The organism is Microbacterium sp. CCNWLW41, from assembly GCF_037083505.1.
Genome location: NZ_JBAOJP010000011.1, coordinates 93314 through 113766 on the forward strand (window position 1 = coordinate 93314; position 20453 = coordinate 113766).

16 protein-coding genes are annotated in these 20453 nt (G+C 72.9%); 9 read left to right on the plus strand and 7 right to left on the minus strand.

What is annotated here, in order from left to right:
- Positions 1-37: 37 nt before the first annotated feature.
- From V6R91_RS30350 to V6R91_RS30360, 3 genes are all read right to left on the minus strand, one after another.
- On the minus strand, positions 38-1414 hold the full coding sequence (locus V6R91_RS30350; protein WP_336398420.1) for an MFS transporter: 1377 nt from the start codon (positions 1412-1414) through the stop codon (positions 38-40).
- Positions 1415-1532: 118 nt separating this feature from the next.
- Positions 1533-3458 carry a phospho-sugar mutase gene (locus V6R91_RS30355; RefSeq protein WP_336398614.1) on the minus strand — a complete coding sequence of 642 codons (1926 nt, stop codon included), beginning with the start codon at positions 3456-3458 and terminating at the stop codon, positions 1533-1535.
- A gap of 56 nt (positions 3459-3514) precedes the next feature.
- Positions 3515-4348, minus strand: coding sequence for a purine-nucleoside phosphorylase (locus V6R91_RS30360; protein ID WP_336398421.1), 834 nt, complete (start codon positions 4346-4348; stop codon positions 3515-3517).
- Between the two features lie 115 nt (positions 4349-4463).
- On the opposite strand from V6R91_RS30360, the gene V6R91_RS30365 reads away from it, so the two are divergent.
- Positions 4464-5912: an NAD(P)H-quinone dehydrogenase gene (locus tag V6R91_RS30365; protein WP_442928200.1), complete on the plus strand. Its 1449-nt coding sequence runs from the start codon at positions 4464-4466 to the stop codon at positions 5910-5912.
- Between the two features lie 174 nt (positions 5913-6086).
- Here the strand turns inward: V6R91_RS30365 and V6R91_RS30370 are convergent, their stop codons facing one another.
- Together V6R91_RS30370 and V6R91_RS30375 are read right to left on the minus strand one after the other, a co-directional pair.
- Positions 6087-7853 (minus strand): acetyl/propionyl/methylcrotonyl-CoA carboxylase subunit alpha, encoded by a 1767-nt coding sequence (locus tag V6R91_RS30370; RefSeq protein ID WP_336398423.1) that lies wholly within the window; start codon positions 7851-7853, stop codon positions 6087-6089.
- 112 nt (positions 7854-7965) lie between these two features.
- Positions 7966-8643: a Maf family protein gene (locus V6R91_RS30375; RefSeq protein WP_336398424.1), complete on the minus strand. Its 678-nt coding sequence runs from the start codon at positions 8641-8643 to the stop codon at positions 7966-7968.
- A gap of 42 nt (positions 8644-8685) precedes the next feature.
- Between V6R91_RS30375 and V6R91_RS30380 the strand changes: the two genes are divergently transcribed.
- Genes V6R91_RS30380 through V6R91_RS30395 form a run of 4 tightly spaced genes read left to right on the plus strand, consistent with a single transcriptional unit; the run spans position 8686 to position 13080 of the window.
- A complete protein-coding gene (locus tag V6R91_RS30380; protein ID WP_336398425.1) occupies positions 8686-10059 on the plus strand; it encodes a class I SAM-dependent RNA methyltransferase in 1374 nt (457 codons plus the stop codon).
- A 9-nt stretch (positions 10060-10068) separates the two neighbouring features.
- Positions 10069-10746 carry a response regulator transcription factor gene (locus tag V6R91_RS30385; RefSeq protein ID WP_336398426.1) on the plus strand — a complete coding sequence of 226 codons (678 nt, stop codon included), beginning with the start codon at positions 10069-10071 and terminating at the stop codon, positions 10744-10746.
- Positions 10736-11983, plus strand: coding sequence for a sensor histidine kinase (locus V6R91_RS30390; protein ID WP_336398427.1), 1248 nt, complete (start codon positions 10736-10738; stop codon positions 11981-11983). Before V6R91_RS30385 ends, V6R91_RS30390 begins: the two co-directional genes overlap by 11 nt.
- Positions 11980-13080 (plus strand): hypothetical protein, encoded by a 1101-nt coding sequence (locus tag V6R91_RS30395; protein ID WP_336398428.1) that lies wholly within the window; start codon positions 11980-11982, stop codon positions 13078-13080. Before V6R91_RS30390 ends, V6R91_RS30395 begins: the two co-directional genes overlap by 4 nt.
- Positions 13081-13380: 300 nt before the next feature.
- Here the strand turns inward: V6R91_RS30395 and V6R91_RS30400 are convergent, their stop codons facing one another.
- Both V6R91_RS30400 and V6R91_RS30405 read right to left on the minus strand, forming a co-directional pair.
- On the minus strand, positions 13381-13614 hold the full coding sequence (locus V6R91_RS30400; RefSeq protein WP_336398429.1) for an acyl-CoA carboxylase subunit epsilon: 234 nt from the start codon (positions 13612-13614) through the stop codon (positions 13381-13383).
- Positions 13611-15200 carry an acyl-CoA carboxylase subunit beta gene (locus tag V6R91_RS30405; RefSeq protein WP_378882441.1) on the minus strand — a complete coding sequence of 530 codons (1590 nt, stop codon included), beginning with the start codon at positions 15198-15200 and terminating at the stop codon, positions 13611-13613. Before V6R91_RS30405 ends, V6R91_RS30400 begins: the two co-directional genes overlap by 4 nt.
- A 194-nt stretch (positions 15201-15394) precedes the next feature.
- On the opposite strand from V6R91_RS30405, the gene V6R91_RS30410 reads away from it, so the two are divergent.
- The 4 genes from V6R91_RS30410 to V6R91_RS30425 all read left to right on the plus strand — a co-directional run bounded on the left by V6R91_RS30410 (position 15395) and on the right by V6R91_RS30425 (position 20394).
- Complete coding sequence (locus V6R91_RS30410) at positions 15395-17677, plus strand: serine hydrolase (RefSeq protein ID WP_336398431.1); 2283 nt, start codon at positions 15395-15397, stop codon at positions 17675-17677.
- Between the two features lie 52 nt (positions 17678-17729).
- Positions 17730-18551 (plus strand): biotin--[acetyl-CoA-carboxylase] ligase, encoded by an 822-nt coding sequence (locus tag V6R91_RS30415; RefSeq protein ID WP_336398432.1) that lies wholly within the window; start codon positions 17730-17732, stop codon positions 18549-18551.
- A 54-nt stretch (positions 18552-18605) separates the two neighbouring features.
- Positions 18606-19190 (plus strand): PH domain-containing protein, encoded by a 585-nt coding sequence (locus tag V6R91_RS30420; protein ID WP_336398433.1) that lies wholly within the window; start codon positions 18606-18608, stop codon positions 19188-19190.
- 67 nt (positions 19191-19257) lie between these two features.
- On the plus strand, positions 19258-20394 hold the full coding sequence (locus V6R91_RS30425) for a 5-(carboxyamino)imidazole ribonucleotide synthase (RefSeq protein ID WP_336398434.1): 1137 nt from the start codon (positions 19258-19260) through the stop codon (positions 20392-20394).
- Positions 20395-20453: the final 59 nt, after the last annotated feature.

Sequence of the window (20453 nt, forward strand, 5' to 3'; positions counted from 1 at the left end):
GGGCCCGGCGTATACGCCGCGTCGCGGCATCCGATGCTCAGGACTCCTTCGCGTGCATCTCGGCCTCGACCACCGCCGCAGCGGTGCCCGGGTCGTGCTCGGCCACCTGCGACGCCCGGCGGGCGGCGGCGATCGCCCGCCGGCCGGCCGGCAGCCACACCGAGAGGCCGACGACGACGAACGTGAGCACGCCGGCGGCGATGAGGAGCGCCTCGATGGGCACGAGGTCGGCGAGTGGGCCGAACACGACCATGCCGATCGGCATCGCGACCGCCATCACGATGCCGACGAAGCCGAACACGCGGCCCTGGCGCTCGGGCTCCACCGTCTCCTGCAGCAGCGTCATCGACGGCGTCGAGAAGAAGGGCACCGCGAGGCCGACGAGGAACATGAAGCCGAAGAACACCCAGACGTTCGGCGACAGGCCCAGCCCGATCGACAGCACGCCGAACACCAGCGACGACGCCACGATCATGCCGATCCGGCTGCGCTTGGCGAAGAACGACGCGACCAGGATGCCGCCGAGCATCATGCCGATGCTGAAGGCGATCTCGAGGACGGCCAGGTTCACGACGTCCTGCGACTCGCCGGCGGGGAACGACCGCACCAGCATGAGCGGCGTGAGGTTCGACGGCGCGACGGTGAGCAGGAAGATGATGGCGAACAGCACCAGGAGCCAGCGCACGAACGCGTGGTGCACGATGTAGCGGACGCCGTCGACCAGGTCGGCGAAGTAGCCGGTGTGGGCGTCGGCGGCGCGTCGCACGGTTCCCACCGGGATGAACGCGAGGATGCCGACGCCGATGACCGCGGTCGCTACGTCGATGAAGAAGATCGGGATGAGCGACGCGGCGGCACCGTCGGACGCCGCCGACGCCCACGCGTACAGCGCCCCGGCGGCAGCCGGCGCCAGCAGCGCCATCGCGGACTGGATCGAGCCGTTGATGCCGTTGACCCGGATCAGGTTGCGCGTCGGTGCGATCTGAGGGATGAGCGCCGACACCGCCGGCATCTGGATGCCCGCCCCGGCGGACCGGATGGCCATGGTGGCGAAGATCAGCCACACCGCGTCGTAGCCGGTCATCATGATGAGTGCGAGGGTCAGCGTCGACAGGGCGATCGCCGCATCGGCGCCCATGATGAGGTACTTGCGGTTGTGGCGGTCCGCCCAGACACCGCCGAAGATCGACACCACGGCCTGCGGCAGGAAGCCGAACAGGGCCGCGAGGGCCATCACCAGGCCGGACTGATAGGTGATCGTGAGGTACCAGAAGACGGCGTACTGCACGAGCATCGACCCGAAGAGGCTGACGGTCTGCCCGCTCAGGAAGAGGATGACGTTGCGCAGCCACCGCGGGGGATCGGGGGTCTGAGTAGCGGCATCCGTCCGCTCGTCGTCGCTCCCGCTGCCCATCGTCGCTCCCGTCGCTCGCCCGCGCGCAGGCGCGAACCGTCCAGGCAGGGGAGGGCTCGCGGTCTACCGCGGACGCGACTCTAGCACCGGGCCCGGACACGCGCCGGACCCATGAGGGTCAGCCTCCGTAGGTGTTCAGGAGCGTGCGCGCGCCGTCGGCGAGCGCGCGGATCCGCGCGGACGCGTCCTCGCGGTCGTCACCGCGCACGTCGAGGTACAGCTTGAGCTTGGGCTCGGTGCCGCTCGGCCGCACGATCACGCGCGACCCGTCGGAGAGCCAGAGGCGCAGCACGTCGCCGGGCGGCAGGTCGCCGAACCCGCCGAGCAGGTCGTCGACGCGGTCGACCGCGACATCTCCCACGGATTCCGGATGCCGCTCCCGCAGCGCACCCATGATCCGGCCGATCTGCGACAGATCGTCGACGCGCACCGAGATCTGGTCGCTCGCGAACGACCCGAACTGCTCGTCGAACTCCCGCAGCAGGTCGGCGAGGGACGCGCCGCGCTCGCGGGCCTCCGACACCATCCCGAGGATCGCCACGGCCGCCGAGATGCCGTCCTTGTCGCGGACGGTCTCGGGGTTGACGAGATAGCCCAGGGCCTCCTCGAACCCGAACACCATGCCCGGCGCGCGCGAGATCCACTTGAACCCGGTCAGCGTCGCGTGGAAGTCCAGGCCGTAGTGCTCGGCGACCGCCTGCAGACCGGGCGAGGACACCAGCGAGCACGCGAGCGACGCGCCGGCCGGCGTCCCGTCGGCGGTCGCGAGGCGCGCGGCGCGCCAGCCCAGCAGCAGGCCGATCTCGTTGCCGGTGAGCCGCCGCCAGCCGCCCTCCGCTGCCTCGTCGGGCAGGGCGACTGCGAGCCGGTCGGCGTCGGGGTCGTTGGCGATGACCAGCTCGGCGCCCGACTCGCGCGCGAGCTCGAAGGCGAGGTCCATCGCGCCGGGCTCCTCCGGATTGGGGAAGGCCACCGTCGGGAAGGCGCCGTCGGGCTCGAGCTGCGCCGTCACCGGCACCGGCGGCGGGTAGCCCGCGGTCTCGAGGATGCGCGCGAAGGTCTCCCAGCCGACGCCGTGCATGGCCGTGTAGACCCAGGTGAGTCCCTCGGCCCCGTGCGTCGCCGGGGCGACGGCGGCGGTCGCGGCGACGTAGTCGTCGACCACCGCCTCGGTCGCCAGCTCGAACCCGAGCGAACGGGGGAGCGTCGAGATGTCGCCGGCCTCCGCGACGCGCTCGATGTGCGCGGCGATCTCCGCGTCGGCGGGGGAGACGATCTGCGAGCCGTCGTCGTCGCCGCCGAGGTACACCTTGTACCCGTTGTCGTCGGGCGGATTGTGGCTCGCGGTGACCATCACGCCGGCCGCCGCGCCGAAGCGGCGGACGGCGAAGGCCAGCACGGGGGTCGGCAGCAGACGCGGCAGCACGATGGCGCGGAGCCCGGCGCCCGCGAAGATCTCGGCGGAGTCGCGCGCGAAGACGTCGGAATTGCGGCGGCCGTCGTAGCCGATGACCACGATCGGCGCATCGTCGAGGATGCCGGGGACCTCCGGGCCCTCCGCCTCGAGCGCGTCGTGAGACGGCGCCTCGATGAGCGCGCCGTCCGGTGCGGCATCCGGCGCGCTGTCCGGTGCGGCATCCGACGCGCTGTCCGGTGCGGCATCCGGCGACGCCTCGGGCTCGGCCGGCGCCTCCTCCGGGGCAACCGCCGCCGGCCGATCGCTCTCGCCGCCGTGATCCGCGCCGAGCGGCGGCATCCCGGCCCGCTCGCGCACGTAGGCGGCGAGGCCTGCCGCGGCCTGCGCCACCAGGACGCGGTTCATGCGGTTGCTCCCGGCTCCGAGGGCGCCGCGCAGGCCCGCGGTCCCGAAGGCGAGCCGTGTCGCGAACCGGTCCTCGAGTTCGTCTGCAGCCCCGGCGTCGCCCGCTTCGGCCGCGTCGATCAGCGCGCGCAGCTCCGCGCGCGTCTCGCCGTCGGGATCCTGCGCCAGCCAGGCGTGCGCCCGCGCCAGGATCGCCGTGGCGTCGTCCGCGCCGGCGGACACCGCGTCGGGCGCCGGCTCCTGGACGTCGGGGCTCGCCGCCGGCACCTTCTCGCCGCTCACAGCGAACCGATCACACGGGCCAGCAGCGACGAGATGACCGGCTCGGCCTCGCGGCCGGCGTCGAGCACCTCCTGATGGCTGAGCGGGGTCTTCTGGATGCCGGCGGCCATGTTCGTGATGAGCGAGAAGCCGAGGATCTCCATGCCCGCTTCGCGGGCGGCAATCGCTTCGAGGGCGGTCGACATGCCGACGATGTGCCCGCCGACGGCCTTGACCATCTGCACCTCGGCCGGCGTCTCGTACTGCGGACCGCGGAACTGGCAGTACACGCCCTCGTCCAGCGTCGGATCGACCCTGCGCGCGAGGTCGCGCAGTCGCATCGAGTACAGGTCGGTGAGGTCGATGAAGGTGGCGCCCTCGAGCGGCGTGGCGCCGGTGAAGTTGATGTGGTCGCTGATGAGCACCGGGCGGCCGGGCGTCCAGGTGTGCTTGATGCCGCCGGCGCCGTTGGTGAGCACCATCGTGCGGGCGCCGGTCGCGGCGGCCGTGCGCACGCTGTGGACGACCCGGCGCACGCCGTGGCCCTCGTAGTAGTGGGTTCGCGCGCCGATGACGAGCACCCGGCGGCCTCGGGGGGTGACGATGCTGCGAAGCGTGCCGACGTGCCCGGCGAGGGCCGGCGCGCTGAAGCCGGTGATCTCGGTGGCGGGGAACGTCGCGGTCGTCTCGCCGAGGAGCTCGGCGGCCTTGCCCCAGCCGCTGCCGAGGGTCAGCGCGATGTCGTGGCGCTCGACCCCGGTGACGCGGGCGATGTCCTCGGCGGCGGCCGCCGCGACCTCGAACGGGTCGACGGCGGGATCGTCGAGGGGGTTGCCGGTGGTGTCTGACATGGGACCACTCTAGGAACCGGCGGGCATCAGAGCCAACGATCCTGTTTCGGCGCCCCGCCGGGAGTGTCGCGGCCGATGTCGTGCCCGCCCCCGCGGGCAGGAGAGAATGGAACCCATGTCGATCAGCTTCGAGCGCACGCAGAGCGTCGCCATCATCGGCGGCGGACCCGGCGGATACGAAGCGGCGCTGGCCGCCGCCCAGCTCGGAGCCGAGGTGACGGTGGTCGAACGGGCCGGCATCGGCGGCTCCGCGGTCATCACCGACGTCGTGCCGTCCAAGTCGCTCATCGCCACCGCCGACGCCGCCGTGGCGATCGCCGGCGCGGGCGACCTCGGGGTGCAGGTGTTCGCCAAGGGGAAGGACGGCAAGCCGCTCAAGCCCGAGATCGCGATCAACCTCGCCGCCGTCAACAAGCGCCTGCTCACCCTCGCCCGGCAGCAGTCCGACGACATGCGGGCGACGCTCGCCGAAGCGGGTGTGCGGATCATCTCCGGTCACGGCCGCCTCGAGGGGGACGACGCGGTGGTCGTGTCGACCGGCGCCGGCGGTACCGACTTCGACCGCATCGAGGCCGACACCCTCGTGGTCTCCACGGGCTCCTCGCCCCGGGTTCTGCCGTCTGCGATGCCCGACGGGGAGCGCATCCTGACCTGGACGCAGCTCTACAACATGGCGGCGATCCCCGAGCACCTCATCGTCGTCGGCTCCGGCGTCACCGGCGCCGAGTTCGCCGGCGCCTACATGAACCTCGGGGCGAAGGTCACCCTGGTCTCGAGCCGTGACCAGGTGCTCCCGGGCGAGGACAAGGACGCCGCGGCGGTGCTCGAGCGCGTGTTCAAGCGCGGCGGCATGAAGCTCCTGCAGAAGTCCCGGGCCGACAAGGTGGAGAACATCGGCGACGGCGTCGTGGTCACCCTGTCGGACGGCGCGACGGTCGAGGGCAGCCACTGTCTCATGGCGGTCGGGTCGGTGCCGAACACGAAGGGCATCGGCCTCGAGGAGGCAGGCGTCCAGATGACCGAGTCCGGACACATCCAGGTGAACCGCGTCGCGCGCACGTCGGTCCCCAACATCTACGCCGCGGGCGACTGCACCACCTTCGTCCCGCTCGCGTCGGTCGCCTCGATGCAGGGCCGCACCGCCGTCTTCCATGCGCTGGGCGACGTCGTGATCCCGCTCGAGCGCCGGCGCATCACCTCGAACATCTTCACCGCGCCCGAGATCGCCACGATCGGCTGGCAGGAGAACGACATCGTCGACGGGCACATCAACGGCGTGGTGCACAAGCTCCCGCTGGCCGCCAACCCGCGCGCGAAGATGATGGGCGTCAAGGACGGCTTCGTGAAGCTCATCGCGCGCGAGGGCAGCGGGACCGTCATCGGCGGCGTCATCGTCGCCCCCCGCGCGTCGGAGCTCATCTACCCCATCGCGATCGCCGTCGAGCGCCGTCTCACCGTCGACCAGGTCTCGCGCGTGTTCGCGGTCTACCCGTCGCTGTCGGGCAGCATCACGGATGCCGCGCGCGCGATGCACGTCGTCGACCACAACCTCTACGGCGGCTGACCGCGAGCACCGCGTTCCCCAGGGGCCGACCTCACCCTTCCGCGGATCCGGAATTCGGAGAACCTGCCGCTTTCCGGCGAGCCCGCGGCGTGTCGGTCCGGAAACAGCGCGGAAGTCCGGATTCCGGATCGGACGAGGATGACGGATGCCGCGACCCGCGGCATCCGGCGCGCGTCAGCTGATGGTGAGGAGCTGGTGGCCGGCAGACACGGTCGTGCCCGGATCGGCGTCGATCGCGCCGATGACGCCGTCCTTGTGCGCCTGGATCGGCTGCTCCATCTTCATCGCCTCGAGGACCACGACCAGGTCGCCCTTGACGACCTGCTGCCCGTCCTCGACGGCGACCTTCACGACGGTGGCCTGCATCGGCGACTTCACGGCGTCGCCCGACGCGCCGGCCACGACCGAGGGGGAGTGCGAGCGGCGCGACGGCGGCACGGCGGCGGGGCGCCCCGCGACGCCGACGGGGGTCACGACGCGGTCGGGCAGGCTCACCTCGAGACGCTTGCCCGCGACCTCGACGACGACCGTGTGGCGCGCCTCTGCGGCGGTCGGCTCGCTGAGCTCGCCGTCCCACGGCGGGATGTCGTTCACGAACTCCGTCTCGATCCATCTCGTGAAGACGCCGAAGCGGCCGTCCTCCGCGGTGAAGGCGGGGTCGCGCACGACGGCCCGGTGGAACGGGAGCACGGTGGGCAGGCCCGAGACCTCGAACTCGTCGAGGGCACGGCGTGAGCGCTCCAGCGCCTCGGCGCGGTCGCGGCCGGTGACGATGATCTTCGCCAGCAGCGAGTCGAACGCCCCCGAGACGCTGTCGCCGGCGGTGACGCCGGAGTCGAGGCGGATGCCGGGACCGCCGAACGTCTTGAACACGTGGATCGGCCCGGGCTGGGGGAGGAAGCCGCGGCCGGGGTCCTCGCCGTTGATGCGGAACTCGATCGAGTGGCCGTCGGCGACCGGGTCGTCGTAGCCGAGCTCTTCGCCCTCGGCCAGGCGGAACTGCTCGCGCACCAGGTCGATGCCGGTGATCTCCTCGGAGACGGGGTGCTCCACCTGCAGGCGGGTGTTCACCTCGAGGAAGGAGATCGTGCCGTCGGCGCCGATGAGGAACTCGCACGTGCCCGCGCCGACGTACCCTACCTCCTTGAGGATGGCCTTCGACGCCTCGTACAGCGTCTTGTTCTGCGCCTCGGTCAGGAAGGGCGCCGGTGCCTCTTCGACGAGCTTCTGGTGACGGCGCTGCAGCGAGCAGTCGCGCGTCGAGACGACGACGACGTTGCCCGCGGCATCCGCGAGGCACTGCGTCTCGACGTGTCGCGGCTTGTCGAGGTACTTCTCGACGAAGCACTCGCCGCGTCCGAAGGCGGTGATCGCCTCGCGCGTGGCGGATTCGAAGAGCTCGGGGACCTCGTCGAGGGTGCGGGCGACCTTGAGGCCGCGGCCGCCGCCGCCGTAGGCCGCCTTGATGGCGATGGGCAGACCGACCGACTGTGCGAAGGCGACCACCTCGTCGGCGCCCGACACGGGGCCGGGGGTGCCGGGCGCGAGGGGCGCGCCCACCTTCTCGGCGACCGCGCGGGCGGTCACCTTGTCGCCGAGCGCCTCGATGGCCTCCGGGGACGGGCCGATCCAGACGAGCCCCGACGCGATGACGGCCCGCGCGAAGTCGGCGTTCTCGGCCAGGAAGCCGTACCCGGGGTGCACGGCGTCGGCGCCCGACCGGCGGGCGACCGAGAGGATCTTGTCGATCGAGAGGTAGGTCTCGGCGCTCGTGGAGCCGTCGAGCGCGTAGGCCTCGTCGGCGAGGCGCGCGTGCATCGCGTCGCGGTCCTGGTCGGCGTACACGGCGACCGAGGACTTCCCGGCGTCGCGGGCGGCGCGTATGACGCGGACGGCGATCTCGCCGCGGTTGGCAACGAGAACCTTGGCGATCTGAGGCATGAGTGCCAGCCTACCGACGGCACCCCGAGGGCTTTTGACCGGTTCGTACAAGAACCGACCAGAAACGTGGGATTCCTACTACAACGCCGACGGCTCCGCGACGCGCGCCGAGCTAGTGCGCGGACGTCTCGTCGAGCGACGGGTCGGTCGTGTTCCACAGCGCCGTCCAGTCCACGCCGAGCGCGCGGACGAGGTCGCGGAGGGTCGACAGCGACATCCCGACGACGGTCGACGGGTCGCCCTCGACGCGCGAGATGAACGCGCCCCCGAGGCTGTCCACCGTGAACGCGCCCGCCACGTGGAGCGGCTCGCCGGTGGCGACGTACGCGTCGATCTCGGCATCCGTCACATCCTCTGCGAACGAGACGGATGCCTCGGCCGTCGCGTGCACCTCCCGCGGCTGCTCGTCCGGCGCGACGCGGACGACGGCGTGTCCCGAGTGCAGCACGCCGGTGCGTCCGCGCATCGACCGCCAGCGGGCGACGGCGTTCTCGGGGGTGTAGGGCTTGCCGAGCACCTCGCCGCCGATCTCGAACATCGAGTCGCCGCCGATCACGATGCCGTCGAAGTCGGGGATGTCGTCGCGCAGCCGGGCGGCGACGTCGGCGGCCTTGCGGCGCGCGAGCAGCAGCACGTGCTCGTCGGGCGCCAGCGTGCGCCGCTCCGCGCTCTCCACCGCGGCGATCACCGCCTCCTCGTCGACGGCGGGCGCGAGGGTCAGCGGGCGGATGCCGAACTGCTGCAGCAGCATGAGCCGGGCGGGGCTGGTCGAGGCGAGGCAGACGCGCATGCGTCCACCGTACGCAACGGCCGGGGGACGTAGGCTCGACGGGTGAGCGGAACCGGCGACATCCTCGACCTCGACATCACGGGCGTCGCCCACGGCGGCGTCTTCGTCGCCCGCCATGAGGGGCGGGTGGTCTTCGTGCCCGACACGATCCCGGGGGAGCGTGTGCGCGTGCGGCTCACCGACACCGCGAAGAAGTCGTTCTGGCGGGCCGAGACGCTCGAGGTCCTCGACGCGTCGCCGCACCGGCAGCTGCATGTCTGGCGGCAGGCCGATGTCGACGTGCCGCCCGAGCAGCGCCCCGGCGGCGCCGACTTCGGGCACATCTCGCTGGAGCACCAGCGCCGGCTGAAGCTCGAGGTGCTCCTGGACGCGCTGCACCGCTTCGGCGGCATCGCCGATCCCGCCGCGACGATGAGCGGCGCGTCCGCTCCGGTCGACGGCGAGGAGGTCGACGGCGACGAGGCCGACGCCGAGACCGTCGACGGCACCGGATGGCGCACCCGCGTGAGCCTGCACGTCGACGCCGACGGCAACGTCGGCCAGTACGCCGCGCGCAGCCACCGGGTGATCCCGCTCGAAGACCTGCCGCTGGCCACCGCCGAGGTCGAGCGCGCGGCCATGGCTCTCCACGGCGGCGAGCCGGGGCGCATCGACCTGGTGCAACCGGCGGACGGCCGCGTGCGCGTGCTGCCGCGCCCCGATGCGGTGCGGCCCACCGGTCCTCGCGGTGGCCGGGGGCGGCCCGGGCGACGTCCGGGGCGGCCCCAGGCCAAGGCGCCGACCCCCGAGGTGATCGTTGAGCGCGTCGGCGGGCGCGGGTTCCGCGTGGACGCCGGCGGGTTCTGGCAGGTGCACCGGCTGGCGGCGCACACGCTCACGACCACCGTCGCGGCGGCGCTGCGGGCCCGGGCGGGCGACGCGCCCGCCGTCGATCCGGACGCCTGGCACCTGGACCTCTACGGCGGCGTCGGCCTCTTCGCCGCGACGCTGGGGGAGCTCGGCGGTCCCTCCACCCGTGTCACGAGCGTCGAGTCCGACTCCCGTGCGACCGAGCATGCCGGTGAGAACCTCGCCGAGTGGGTGGGCGCGCGCGCCGAGACCGGGCGGGTCGACCGGTGGCTGGCGCGGCTGGCGGCAGAGGCATCCGCCGCCGAGAAGGAACGGCTGGCGCGCGGTGTCGTGCTGCTCGACCCGCCCCGCTCGGGCGCGGGACGCGAGGTCGTGGAGCACATCACGACCCTGTCGCCGGCCACGATCGTCTACGTCGCGTGCGACCCGGTGGCCCTCGCCCGCGACGTCGCGACGTTCCGCGCCGGGGGGTACGCGGTGGCGGGCATCGACGCACTGGACGTCTTCCCCAATTCACATCACGTCGAGGCTGTGGCCCTCCTCACCCGCGCCGACGCACGTGGATAGGCTGAGCGCATGACGCGCGTCGCCCTCATCGACGACCACGAGTCGGTGCGGCTCGGGCTCCAGGCGGCGTGCGCGCGGGCCGAGAGCATGAACGTGGCCTTCTCGGGCAGCACCGTGACGGAGTATCTGGACTGGCGTGCCTACGCGCGCCAGGCGCCGGCCGACGTCGTCGTGCTCGACCTCACGCTCGGCGACGGGACGACCGTGACCGAGAACGTCGGCCGTCTCGTGCGCGACGGCTCGAGCGTCATCATCCACAGCGTCGCCGACCGCCCTGCCGCCGTGCGCGAGGCGCTCGCCGCCGGCGCCGCCGGGGTGGTGAGCAAGTCCTCGCCGATCGACGACGTGATCGCCGCGGTGCGCACCGTCGCCCGCGGCGAACCCCTCAACAACGTCGAGTGGGCCAGTGCCGTCGAGGGGGATCGCGCGTTCGCCGACGCACAGCTGTCGGCGCGTGAGCGCGACGTCCTGCGGCTCTACGCCGCCGGGCTGCCGCTCAAGGTCGTCGCGGACCGCCTCGGCGTGGCCTATTCCACCGCCAAGGAGAACATCACGCGCATCCGCGTCAAGTACGTCGAGGTCGGGCGCCCCGCGCCCACCAAGATCGATCTGCTCCACCGCGCGGTCGAGGACGGCATCCTCGTCGAGCCGTCCGCCGACCCGGGAGACGTGGCGCGTGGCCGCTGACGTGCAGACGGGCGTGCTCGACACGGCCTGGGGGCAGATCCCGCATGCCACGCATGCGACGGCGGGGATCGGCTCGTTCACCCGGTCGCGGGTCGAGCGCATCATCTCGCTCGCCGCCGGCCTCGGGTCGGTCATCGTCGGCCTGCAGTCGTTCCTGACCGCGCTGGGATCCGCCGACGAGCGCCCGGGCTGGCACGAGGCGCTCATGATCTCGGTGTTCGGGTCGCTCGCCGTCATGATCCTGGCCTGCATCATCGGCCGCGGGGTGCGCATCGCGGCCGGCGCGTTCGCGATGATCTACGTCCTCGCCCTCGTCGCCTGGCCCATCGCGACGGCCGGCGTCGCGCCGCCCTCGCTCGAGGAGCCGTGGATCTGGCTTCCCCTCAACCTCGCGACCCTGGCGGCCGTGCTCGCCTTCCCCTTCCCGCTGCAGGTCATCTGGACCGCGCTGACGCCGCTGCTCTTCGGGATCGTGCGCCTGATCCAGGTCGGCTTCGCCCAGGAGTACTGGCTGGTCGTCGGGCTCGACGTGTCGTTCACGCTCATCCTGGGCGGCGTGATCCTCACGCTCGGGTGGCTGTTCCGCTCGATGGCCGTCAACGTCGACGAGACGCGCGCCCGCGCCGTGGCCTCGTACGCGAAGGCGGCCGCCGCGGACGCCGCCGAGCAGGAGCGCGTCGCCGTCGCGGCGCTCATGCACGACAGCGTGCTGGCCGCGCTGATCGCGGCGGAGCGCGCGACCACGCCGCGCGAGCGCACGCTGGCGGCGACGATGGCGCGGGAGGCGCTGACGCGGCTGGCCAACACCGAGCAGGACGACCACGAGGGCACCGACGAGCCGTGGGATGCCGCCACCCTCGCCGCCGAGGTGGGCGAGGCCGCCCGCGACCTGGGCGTCGAGGTCGACGTCCAGCGCGACATCGACCCCGCCTCGCCGCCGATCCCGGGGCGCGTGGCGCGGGCGCTCACGCTCGCCGCGACCCAGGCCGTCGCCAACGCGATCCAGCACGCCGGCGGCGCGGGTCTCGGCGTGGCCGTGATCTGCGGCGGCGGACGGGTCCGCGTGGAGGTGCACGACGCCGGGGAGGGCTTCGATCCGGATGCCGTCCCCGACGACCGCCTCGGGATCCGTGCGTCGATCGTGGCGCGGGTCGCGGCCGTCGGCGGGAAGGCCGACCTGCAGACGGGACCGCACGGCACCGTCGTCCGCCTGTCGTGGCAGGAGGCGGCCGCATGATCAGCGTCAAGAACGTCCTGGCCGTGCTGGCCGTCGCCTTCACGGCGTACCTCGCCGCCCGCGGGCTGTCGTGGACGGGCCCGGTGCCCTACCCGCTCGTGGTCGTCACCACCCTCGCCCTCTATCTCGCCACCACGTGGCTCTGCATCTTCTGGGAGCCTGCGGCGGTGAGGGCTGCCCGCGCCGCGGCCGAGGCGGCCGGACCCGGCGCGCCCCGCGACCCCGCAAGGCCCGAGGCCGCGGGCGACGGCATCCGCGGTTCGATGCCGCTGCCCGTTCCCGCCCAGGTGCTCGCTCTGGCGTGCGCCCTCATCGTGCCGAGCGCCATCGCCCTCTCGGTCGGCGAGGCCGCGCGCACCGATCCCTTCGCCACCTGGTACCTGGGCGGCATCGGGGCGCTGATGACCATCGTCATGGTCCGCCGCCGGCCGTGGACGGCCTGGGCGGGCATCGTCGCGCTGTCGGTGGCGTCGATGGCGTGGATGGGGCCGCTGACCGCGCTCGGTCTCGGCCTCGTGGGCTCGATCGTCTGGGTCGCCGTCGCGCAGCTGCTCGTGCGCTCGATGGATCGCGCCGCGCGCGACACCTCGCGTCTCACGCGCCTGCAGCGCGCCGCGACGGCCTGGCAGACGTCCCAGGTCGTGCGTCAGCGGGAGCGGCGGGTGCAGGTGCAGAAGGCGCTCGCGGTCGCCGGGCCCGTGCTCACGCGGACCGTCGCGAACGGCGGCGCCCTCACCGACGACGACCGCCTCGAGGCGCGCATCGCCGAGGGGCGGTTGCGCGACGAGATGCGCGGGCCGCGTCTCCTCGACGACGACGTGCGCGCCGAGCTGGAGCGGGCACGACGGCGCGGTGCGAACGTGACGGTGCTCGACGAAGGCGGGCTGGACGACGTCGACGAGGACACGCTGGCGGTCATCCGGGCGCAGCTGGCCGAGACCCTGCGTTCGGCCAGCTCCGACCGCCTGTACATCCGCACGTCGCCGGACGAGCGGGTCGCGGTGACGGTGGTGGGGCGATCGCCGTCGGTCGGCGCCCCCAGCGACGAGGACGCGGTCGACCTCTGGCGCGAGATCCCGCACCCCGGGAGGGTGTGACGGCGCGCCGCGACCGCCCGCACTCGCAGACGGCGTCTGTCGGCGCACACGATCCCCGCCCAGCAGGGGGAGGGACGCCGGACGGGGAACGAAATCGAAGGAGGCGAGGGGCGGCGAAGCCGCCCGCCCCTCGCCTGGCGGACGGTTACCCGAAAACCGTCCGCGTGGCCGGACCCGGGGTATCCGCATGACGGATCCGGGTCGGCCGAACGCAAAAGCGTTCCAGCGAATCCAGTATCCCCACGCGATGCGACCGGTGTCTGTAGGTATTTCGGGGGACACGGCCATGCCCGCGGGGCGTCAGCCGAAGCGTCCCCAGCCGAGATCGCGCCGCAGCGGGCGGCGAAGGTCGCGCTGCGACAGCTGCCACGCGGTGCGGCGGGCGCTGTCGTCGGCGACGGCCTCCGCGGCCTCGCCGACGTAGGCCTCGCTGACGACGGCGATGAGCGCCGCGAGCTCCTCCTCCGTGGCCGTGCCGCGGAGGACGTCGATCGTGACGCGGTCCGCCTGCGACCCGTCGTCCGCGATGCTCACAGCGGGATGTTCCCGTGCTTCTTGGGCGGCAGGCTCGCGCGCTTGCCGCGGAGGGCCCGCAGCGCCTTAGCGACCGACACGCGGGTGGCCGCGGGCTCGATGATGCCGTCGAGCTCGCCGCGCTCGGCGGCGAGGAACGGCGAGGCGACGTTGTAGGTGTACTCGTTCGCCAGGCGCGTGCGAACGGCGGCGACGTCTTCGCCCGCCTCCTCGGCCCGCTTGATCTCGCCGCGGTACAGGATGTTGACCGCGCCCTGCCCGCCCATCACGGCGATCTCGGCGGTCGGCCACGCCAGGTTGATGTCTGCGCCCAGCTGCTTGGAGCCCATCACGATGTAGGCGCCGCCATACGCCTTGCGCAGGATCACGGTGACCAGCGGCACGGTCGCCTCGGCGTACGCGTACAGCAGCTTCGCGCCGCGACGGATGACGCCCGTCCACTCCTGGTCGGTGCCGGGGAGGTAGCCGGGCACGTCGACGAGGGTGACGATCGGGATCGAGAACGCGTCGCAGAAGCGCACGAAGCGGCTGGCCTTCTCGCCGGCCTCGATGTTGAGGGTCCCCGCCATCTGCGACGGCTGGTTGGCGATGATGCCCACCGAGCGCCCCTCGATGCGGCCGAAGCCGATGACGATGTTCGGGGCGAACAGAGGCTGCACCTCGAGGAAGTCCTCCGCGTCGACGATGCCGCGGATGACCTGATGGATGTCGTACGGCTGGTTGGGCGAGTCGGGGATGATCGCGTTCAGCGCGCGGTCGGCATCCGTCGTCTCGAACTCGAATCCCGTCTCGTAGACCGGCAGCTCGGCCATGTTGTTGTCGGGGAGGAAGCCGAGCATGGTGCGGACGTAGTCGATCGCGTCGTCCTCGTCCTCGGCGAGATAGTGCGCGACGCCCGAGCGGGTGTTGTGCGTGTGCGCGCCGCCGAGCTCCTCCATGCCGACGTCCTCGCCCGTCACGGTCTTGATGACGTCGGGGCCCGTGACGAACATCTGGCTGGTCTTGTCGACCATGACGACGAAATCGGTGAGGGCGGGGGAGTAGACCGCACCGCCGGCGGCCGGGCCCATGATGATCGAGATCTGCGGGATGACGCCCGACGCCTGGGTGTTGAGGCGGAAGATCTCGCCGTACTTGCCGAGGGCGACGACGCCCTCCTGGATGCGCGCGCCGCCCGAATCGAGGATTCCGACGATCGGGATGCCGGAGCGCAGCGCGAACTCCATCACCTTGATGATCTTCTCGCCGGCGACCTCGCCGAGCGAGCCGCCGAAGGTCGAGAAGTCCTGCGAGTACACCGCCACCGTGCGACCGTGGATGGTGCCGACGCCCGACACGACGGAGTCGCCGTAGGGGCGGGACCGGTCCATGCCGAACGCGGTGGTGCGGTGGCGGACGTACTCGTCGAGCTCGACGAAGCTGCCGGTGTCGAGGAGCATGTCGATGCGCTCCCGCGCGGTGCCCTTGCCCTTCGCGTGCTGCTTCTGCTTGGCGACCTCCTCGGGATCGAGCACGGCCTCCTGGAAGCGGGCGCGGAGGTCGGCGATCTTGCCGGCGGTCGTCGAGAGGTCGGGCTGCTCGGTCACGGATTCCACCCTATCGGCGGGGTCGGCGCATCCGTTGGAGGGTCCGCACAAGGGGTCGCGGCATCCGCTGTGGCCCGCCTCACGACGTCGCGCGTCCGGCGGCGGGCGACGTCGCGCGCGGGGGCCGCTCTCACCTTCTTCTCATGCGGCGGATCCGCCGCGCGCAGTCGCCGCCCGATAGCGTCGGGGGCACGATGTCGTCGCGTCGAAAGCTGCTCGGGTTCTGGACGGCGCGAACCATGCTGTTCGCGCTGCCGGTCGTGATGGTCCTCGCCGCGAGCCCGTCGGGTGCGCAGTCCGTGCCGTCCCCGTCGCCGAGCCCGACGGCGACCTCCGCCGCCGCACCGACGCCGGTGGCCACCGCCGAGCCGGAGCCCACGGCGGCACCCGAGCCCACCGCGGCACCCCAGCCCACCGAGGCACCGGACCCCACCGCAGCACCGGAGGAGGACCGTGGGCAGGTCGAGCCCGGCGAGCCCGTCGACGACGGGTCGCAGCCCGACCCTGGTCCGTCGGCGAATCCGCTCGCGCCCGACAGGGACACCCCGCCCACGGACGAGGCGCCGCAGCGGCGCGCGCAGCGCCAGGAGGCGGTTCAGCAGGACTCGCCGCGGGAGGCGACGGCGACCGACGCCGTCGCCGTCCCCAACACCGCGCGGGTGTCGGGGATCGACCGGTACGCCACGAGCGTCGCGGCGTCGTCGAACGCGTTCCCGAGCGGCGCGCAGACGGTGCTCGTCGCCTCGGGCGCTGCGCCGGCCGACGGCATGATCGCCGCGGGCCTCGCCGCGGCCCTCGAGGCGCCGCTGCTGTACGTCCAGCCGAACGCGGTGTCCGAGGTCGTGGCCGCCGAGATCGCGCGACTGGGGCCGCAGCGCGTCGTCGTCGTCGGCGGTGCGCTCGTGGTGGGCGACGGCGTCGTCTCGCGGCTGCGAGAGCTCGTCCCCGATGTCAGCCGATACGGCGGCGGGAACCGGTACGAGAGCTCGCGCCTGGCGCTGGCCGGGATCGGATCGGCTGTCGACACCGTGTACGTCTCGAGCGGCCTCTCGCCGGTGGACTCCGCGCTCGCCTCGGTCGCGGCAGCCGCCACGTCCCGCGGTGCGCTGCTGGTGAACGGTGGTGCCGCGGCCGACGCGGCCACCGTCGAGGCGCTGCGGGCGTCGGGCGCGGGGAGCATCGTCATCGTGGGCGGCTACGGCACCGTCGGGGCAGCGCACGAGGACTCCCTGCGTGCGGCCGGCTTCGCGGTGAGCCGCAAGGTCGGTGCCGATCGCTACGCGCAGTCCGTGCTGATGGCGGCCGAGCGCACCGAGCCGGTGCTCCGCGCGATCGTCGTGAACTCGTTCACGAACCCGGACCTCGCGGTGGCGGCCGCGCTCGCCGCGGTGAGCCGTCAGCCGCTGTACTACGCGATCGAGCCCTGCACCCCCGACCCGGTGGCGGCCGCCATCGCCGCGACCGGCGCCGCGGTGACCGCCGTGGGCGGTCCGGTGTGGCTGGGGCCGGCGGTGCTCGTCAACCGCTCGTGCAGCGCCGAGAAGGACCTGCGGCAGTCGCAGCTCGGCTCGGCCATCCGCGCGACCATCGCGCAGTACCCGGGCGCCTACTCGGTCTCGGTGCACCAGCTCGACGGGCTCCGCGTCACGACGGACGTCGGCGGCGGAGTGCGCCGCGAGCCCGCGAGCATGATAAAGATCTACGCCGCCTGGGCGGCCCTGCAGCTCATCGAGCGCGGCGAGGCGTCGTGGGGCACGCGGCTTTCGTCGGGCGTCGACCTCTCGACCTGCATCCACGTCATGATCCACGCCTCCGACAACGGCTGCCACAGCGACATCGTGCACTGGATCGGGATCGGCCGCCTCAACTGGATGATCCAGGCCTCCGGCTGGACGCAGACCTCGTACGGCAGCGTGCCGCCGGGGACCAGCATCCTCTACGCGGGCAACCGGACCACCAGCAACGACCTCAGCAACATCCTCGAGCGGCTCGCCTCGGGCAACGCCCTCACGCGGCCGTACGCCGACCATCTCCTGCGGCTCATGACGGACCAGATCTGGCGGTCGCGCATCGCCTCGGGCATCCCGCCCGGCGTGCGCCAGGCCACCAAGCCCGGCTCGCTGTGGGTGAGCTCGGGTCTCATGCAGGGCGACAGCGGTGTGGTGTGGGGCACGGAGTCGACGTACGTCCTCTCGATCATCGGCGACCAGGCCCCGCCGCAGGCCGCGCTGCGGGCCATCTCGCGCACGGTGTACGAGTACTTCAACGGCCCGTTCGGCACCGCCGCGTGGTACCCCGCCCAGCAGATGGTGACGGTGCGCGCCACCGCCCTGCGCACCTCCCCGGGCGGGGCGATGACCGTCGTGCTGCCGGCCGGCGCGCCGGTGGAGGTCCTCGACGCGAACCGCATCTGGTACCAGCTGCGCTACGGCGATCGGCAGCTGTGGACGGTGTTCTCCGACCTCAGGAACCGGTAGCGCAGCACCGGAGGGGGTGGGCGGGCGACCTCATGGGCGTAGCGTGAGGACCATGACGTTCTCGTCCGACGGGTTCCCGCTCACCGCCGCCATCAGCCCGCGCGTCCAGGTCGTGGAGTCGACGGACTCGACCAACGCGGATGTGCTGCGCCACGTCGCGGAGGCGCCCGCGGACTGGCCGCACCTGTCCCTCCTCCTGACGAACGACCAGCGCGCGGGCCGCGGTCGCCTGGACCGCACGTGGGTGACGCCGCCGGGCACCGCCCTGGCCGTGTCGGTGCTCGTGGACGTCACCGGCCTGCCGGCCGCCGCGCGCGGCTGGATCCCGCTCATCGCCGGCGCCGCGATGACGCGGGCGATCGGCGCACAGCTGACCGGCAGCATCCACACCGCGACCCTCAAGTGGCCCAACGACGTGCTCCTGGACGGCCAGAAGGTGTGCGGCATCCTCGCCGAGGTCGTCCCCGGCCGTCCGGACGCCGTCGTGGTCGGGGCGGGCGTCAACACGCGGATGCCGCGCCCCGACCTGCCGGTGACCACGGCCACATCCTTCGCCGTGCACGGCCTCACGTGCGACGAGGACCGCCTGCTCGCCGACTACCTCGGCGCGCTGGACGAGCAGCTCAGGGCCCTCGTCGCGGCGGGCGGGGATGCGGGGGCGTCGGGGGTGCAGGGCGAGGTCGAGGCGCTGTGCGGCACCCTCGGTCACGACGTGGCCGTGTCGCTGCCCGACGGCCAGACGCTGTGGGGGCGAGGCCACCGCATCGACCCGGACGGGCGGTTGGTGATCGTCCAGGACGACGAGTACGAGAGCGTGGTCTCGGCGGGCGACGTGGTCCACGTCCGGACCCGGCCGTCGACCGCACCGGACTGAGCCGAACCGGCGGGTGCGCGCCGCGGTGTCGCGGCCACCGGTCACAATGGGAGCATGACGCAGCCGACGAGCTACGGCGGCAGGCCGCTCACCCCGGCCCCGGGCGCCCCCACGCCGGAGCTGCTCGTCGCGCGCTTCCGCCCCCACGCCCGCAGGCTGTTCTGGTCCGCGCTGGTGCTCATCGCCGTCGCAGCGGCCTGCGGGTACCTTTACGGCAACCTCCCTGCGCCGTTCGAGGACTGGATGCTGCTGGGTGCCGGCGCCGCCATCGTCCTCCTCCTCGTGCTCCTGCCGTTCCTCGGCTGGTGGGCCCACGTCTACACGATCACGACCCGGCGGGTCATGGAGCGCCGTGGCGCCTTCGGCGTGAAGAAGCGGGAGCTCGCCCACGTGCGCGGCTACACGCTCACGGTGCGCCGGGGCGTCCTGCAGCGCCTGTGGGGTGCCGGCACGATCACTCTCGCGAACGGCGTCGACGAGCCCCTGCGCCTGGCCGACATCCCGAGCGTCGAGCTCGTGCACGAGGCGCTCGTCGACCAGGTCGAGGTCAACCAGATCCTGGCGCATCGCGACGCCCAGCCGCTTCCGCCGGGCCCGCCGCCCGCGGTCCCGCCACGGCCTCCCGCGCCGACCTCCTGACGCGCCGCCTCCCGCTCGCGGGTGCGGGATGATGGAGGAGGTCTGTCTGCAGTCGAGAGGGAGTGGCATGGCGCTGCGAGTCGGAGTCGTCGGGGGCGGGCAGCTGGCCCGCATGATGATCGCGCCGGCGGTCGAGCTCGGGGTCGAGCTGCGGGTGCTCGCCGAGGAGGAGGGCATGTCGGCCTCGCTCGCCGCGACCGCCGTCGGCGACTACCGCGACGCCGCCACGGTGCTGGCCTTCGCCCGGGACGTCGACGTGCTCACCTTCGACCACGAGCACGTGCCGCAGGAGGTGCTGGCGGCGCTGGTGGCCGAGGGCGTCGCCGTCCACCCTGGTCCCGACGCGCTGCGGTACGCGCAGGACAAGCTGTTGATGCGCGCACGCCTGCAGGAGCTGGGGATGCCGCAGCCGGACTGGGCGGCCGTCACGACCGCTGAGGAGCTCCAGGCCTTCATCGACGACCACGGCGGCCGGGCGGTCGTGAAGACGCCGCGCGGCGGGTACGACGGCAAGGGCGTGCGCGTCGTCTCGGCGGGCACGGAGGCTATGGACTGGTTCGCGACGCTCGCGGAGGACGCTCGGGGCGGCGCGCTGCTGGCGGAGGAGCTGGTCGAGTTCACGCGCGAGCTCGCCCAGCAGGTCGCCCGCCGTCCGTCGGGCGCCGTCCGGGCGTATCCGGCGGTCGAGACGGTCCAGCGCGACGGCGTCTGCGCCGAGGTGATCGCGCCCGCCCCGCACGCGGGGGACCGGCTGCAGCAGGTGGCGGCCCAGGTCGGCGTCGGCATCGCCGAGGGCCTGGGCGTCACCGGGATGCTGGCGGTGGAGCTCTTCGAGACCACGGACGAGCGACTGCTCGTCAACGAGCTCGCGATGCGGCCGCACAACAGCGGGCACTGGAGCCAGGACGGCGCGGTGACAAGCCAGTTCGAGCAGCACCTGCGCGCGGTGCTGGACCTTCCGCTGGGCGACACCGATCCGCTGGCCGAGTGGGCGATGATGGTCAACATCCTCGGCGGCCCGGCGCAGGACGCTCTGGACGCGCGGTTCGCCGCGGCGATGGGAGAGCACCCGCAGGCGAAGGTGCACACCTACGGCAAGGCGCCCCGTCCCGGGCGCAAGGTCGGTCACGTCACCGTCGTGGGCGACGACCTGGACGACGTCGCGTACCAGGCGCGGGCCGCGGCATCCGTCTTCCTCGACTGAGCGCTCGAGCGGCTCCTGAGCTTGCCGACGGGGCCGCGCCGTTGCGGGGATCTTCCAGC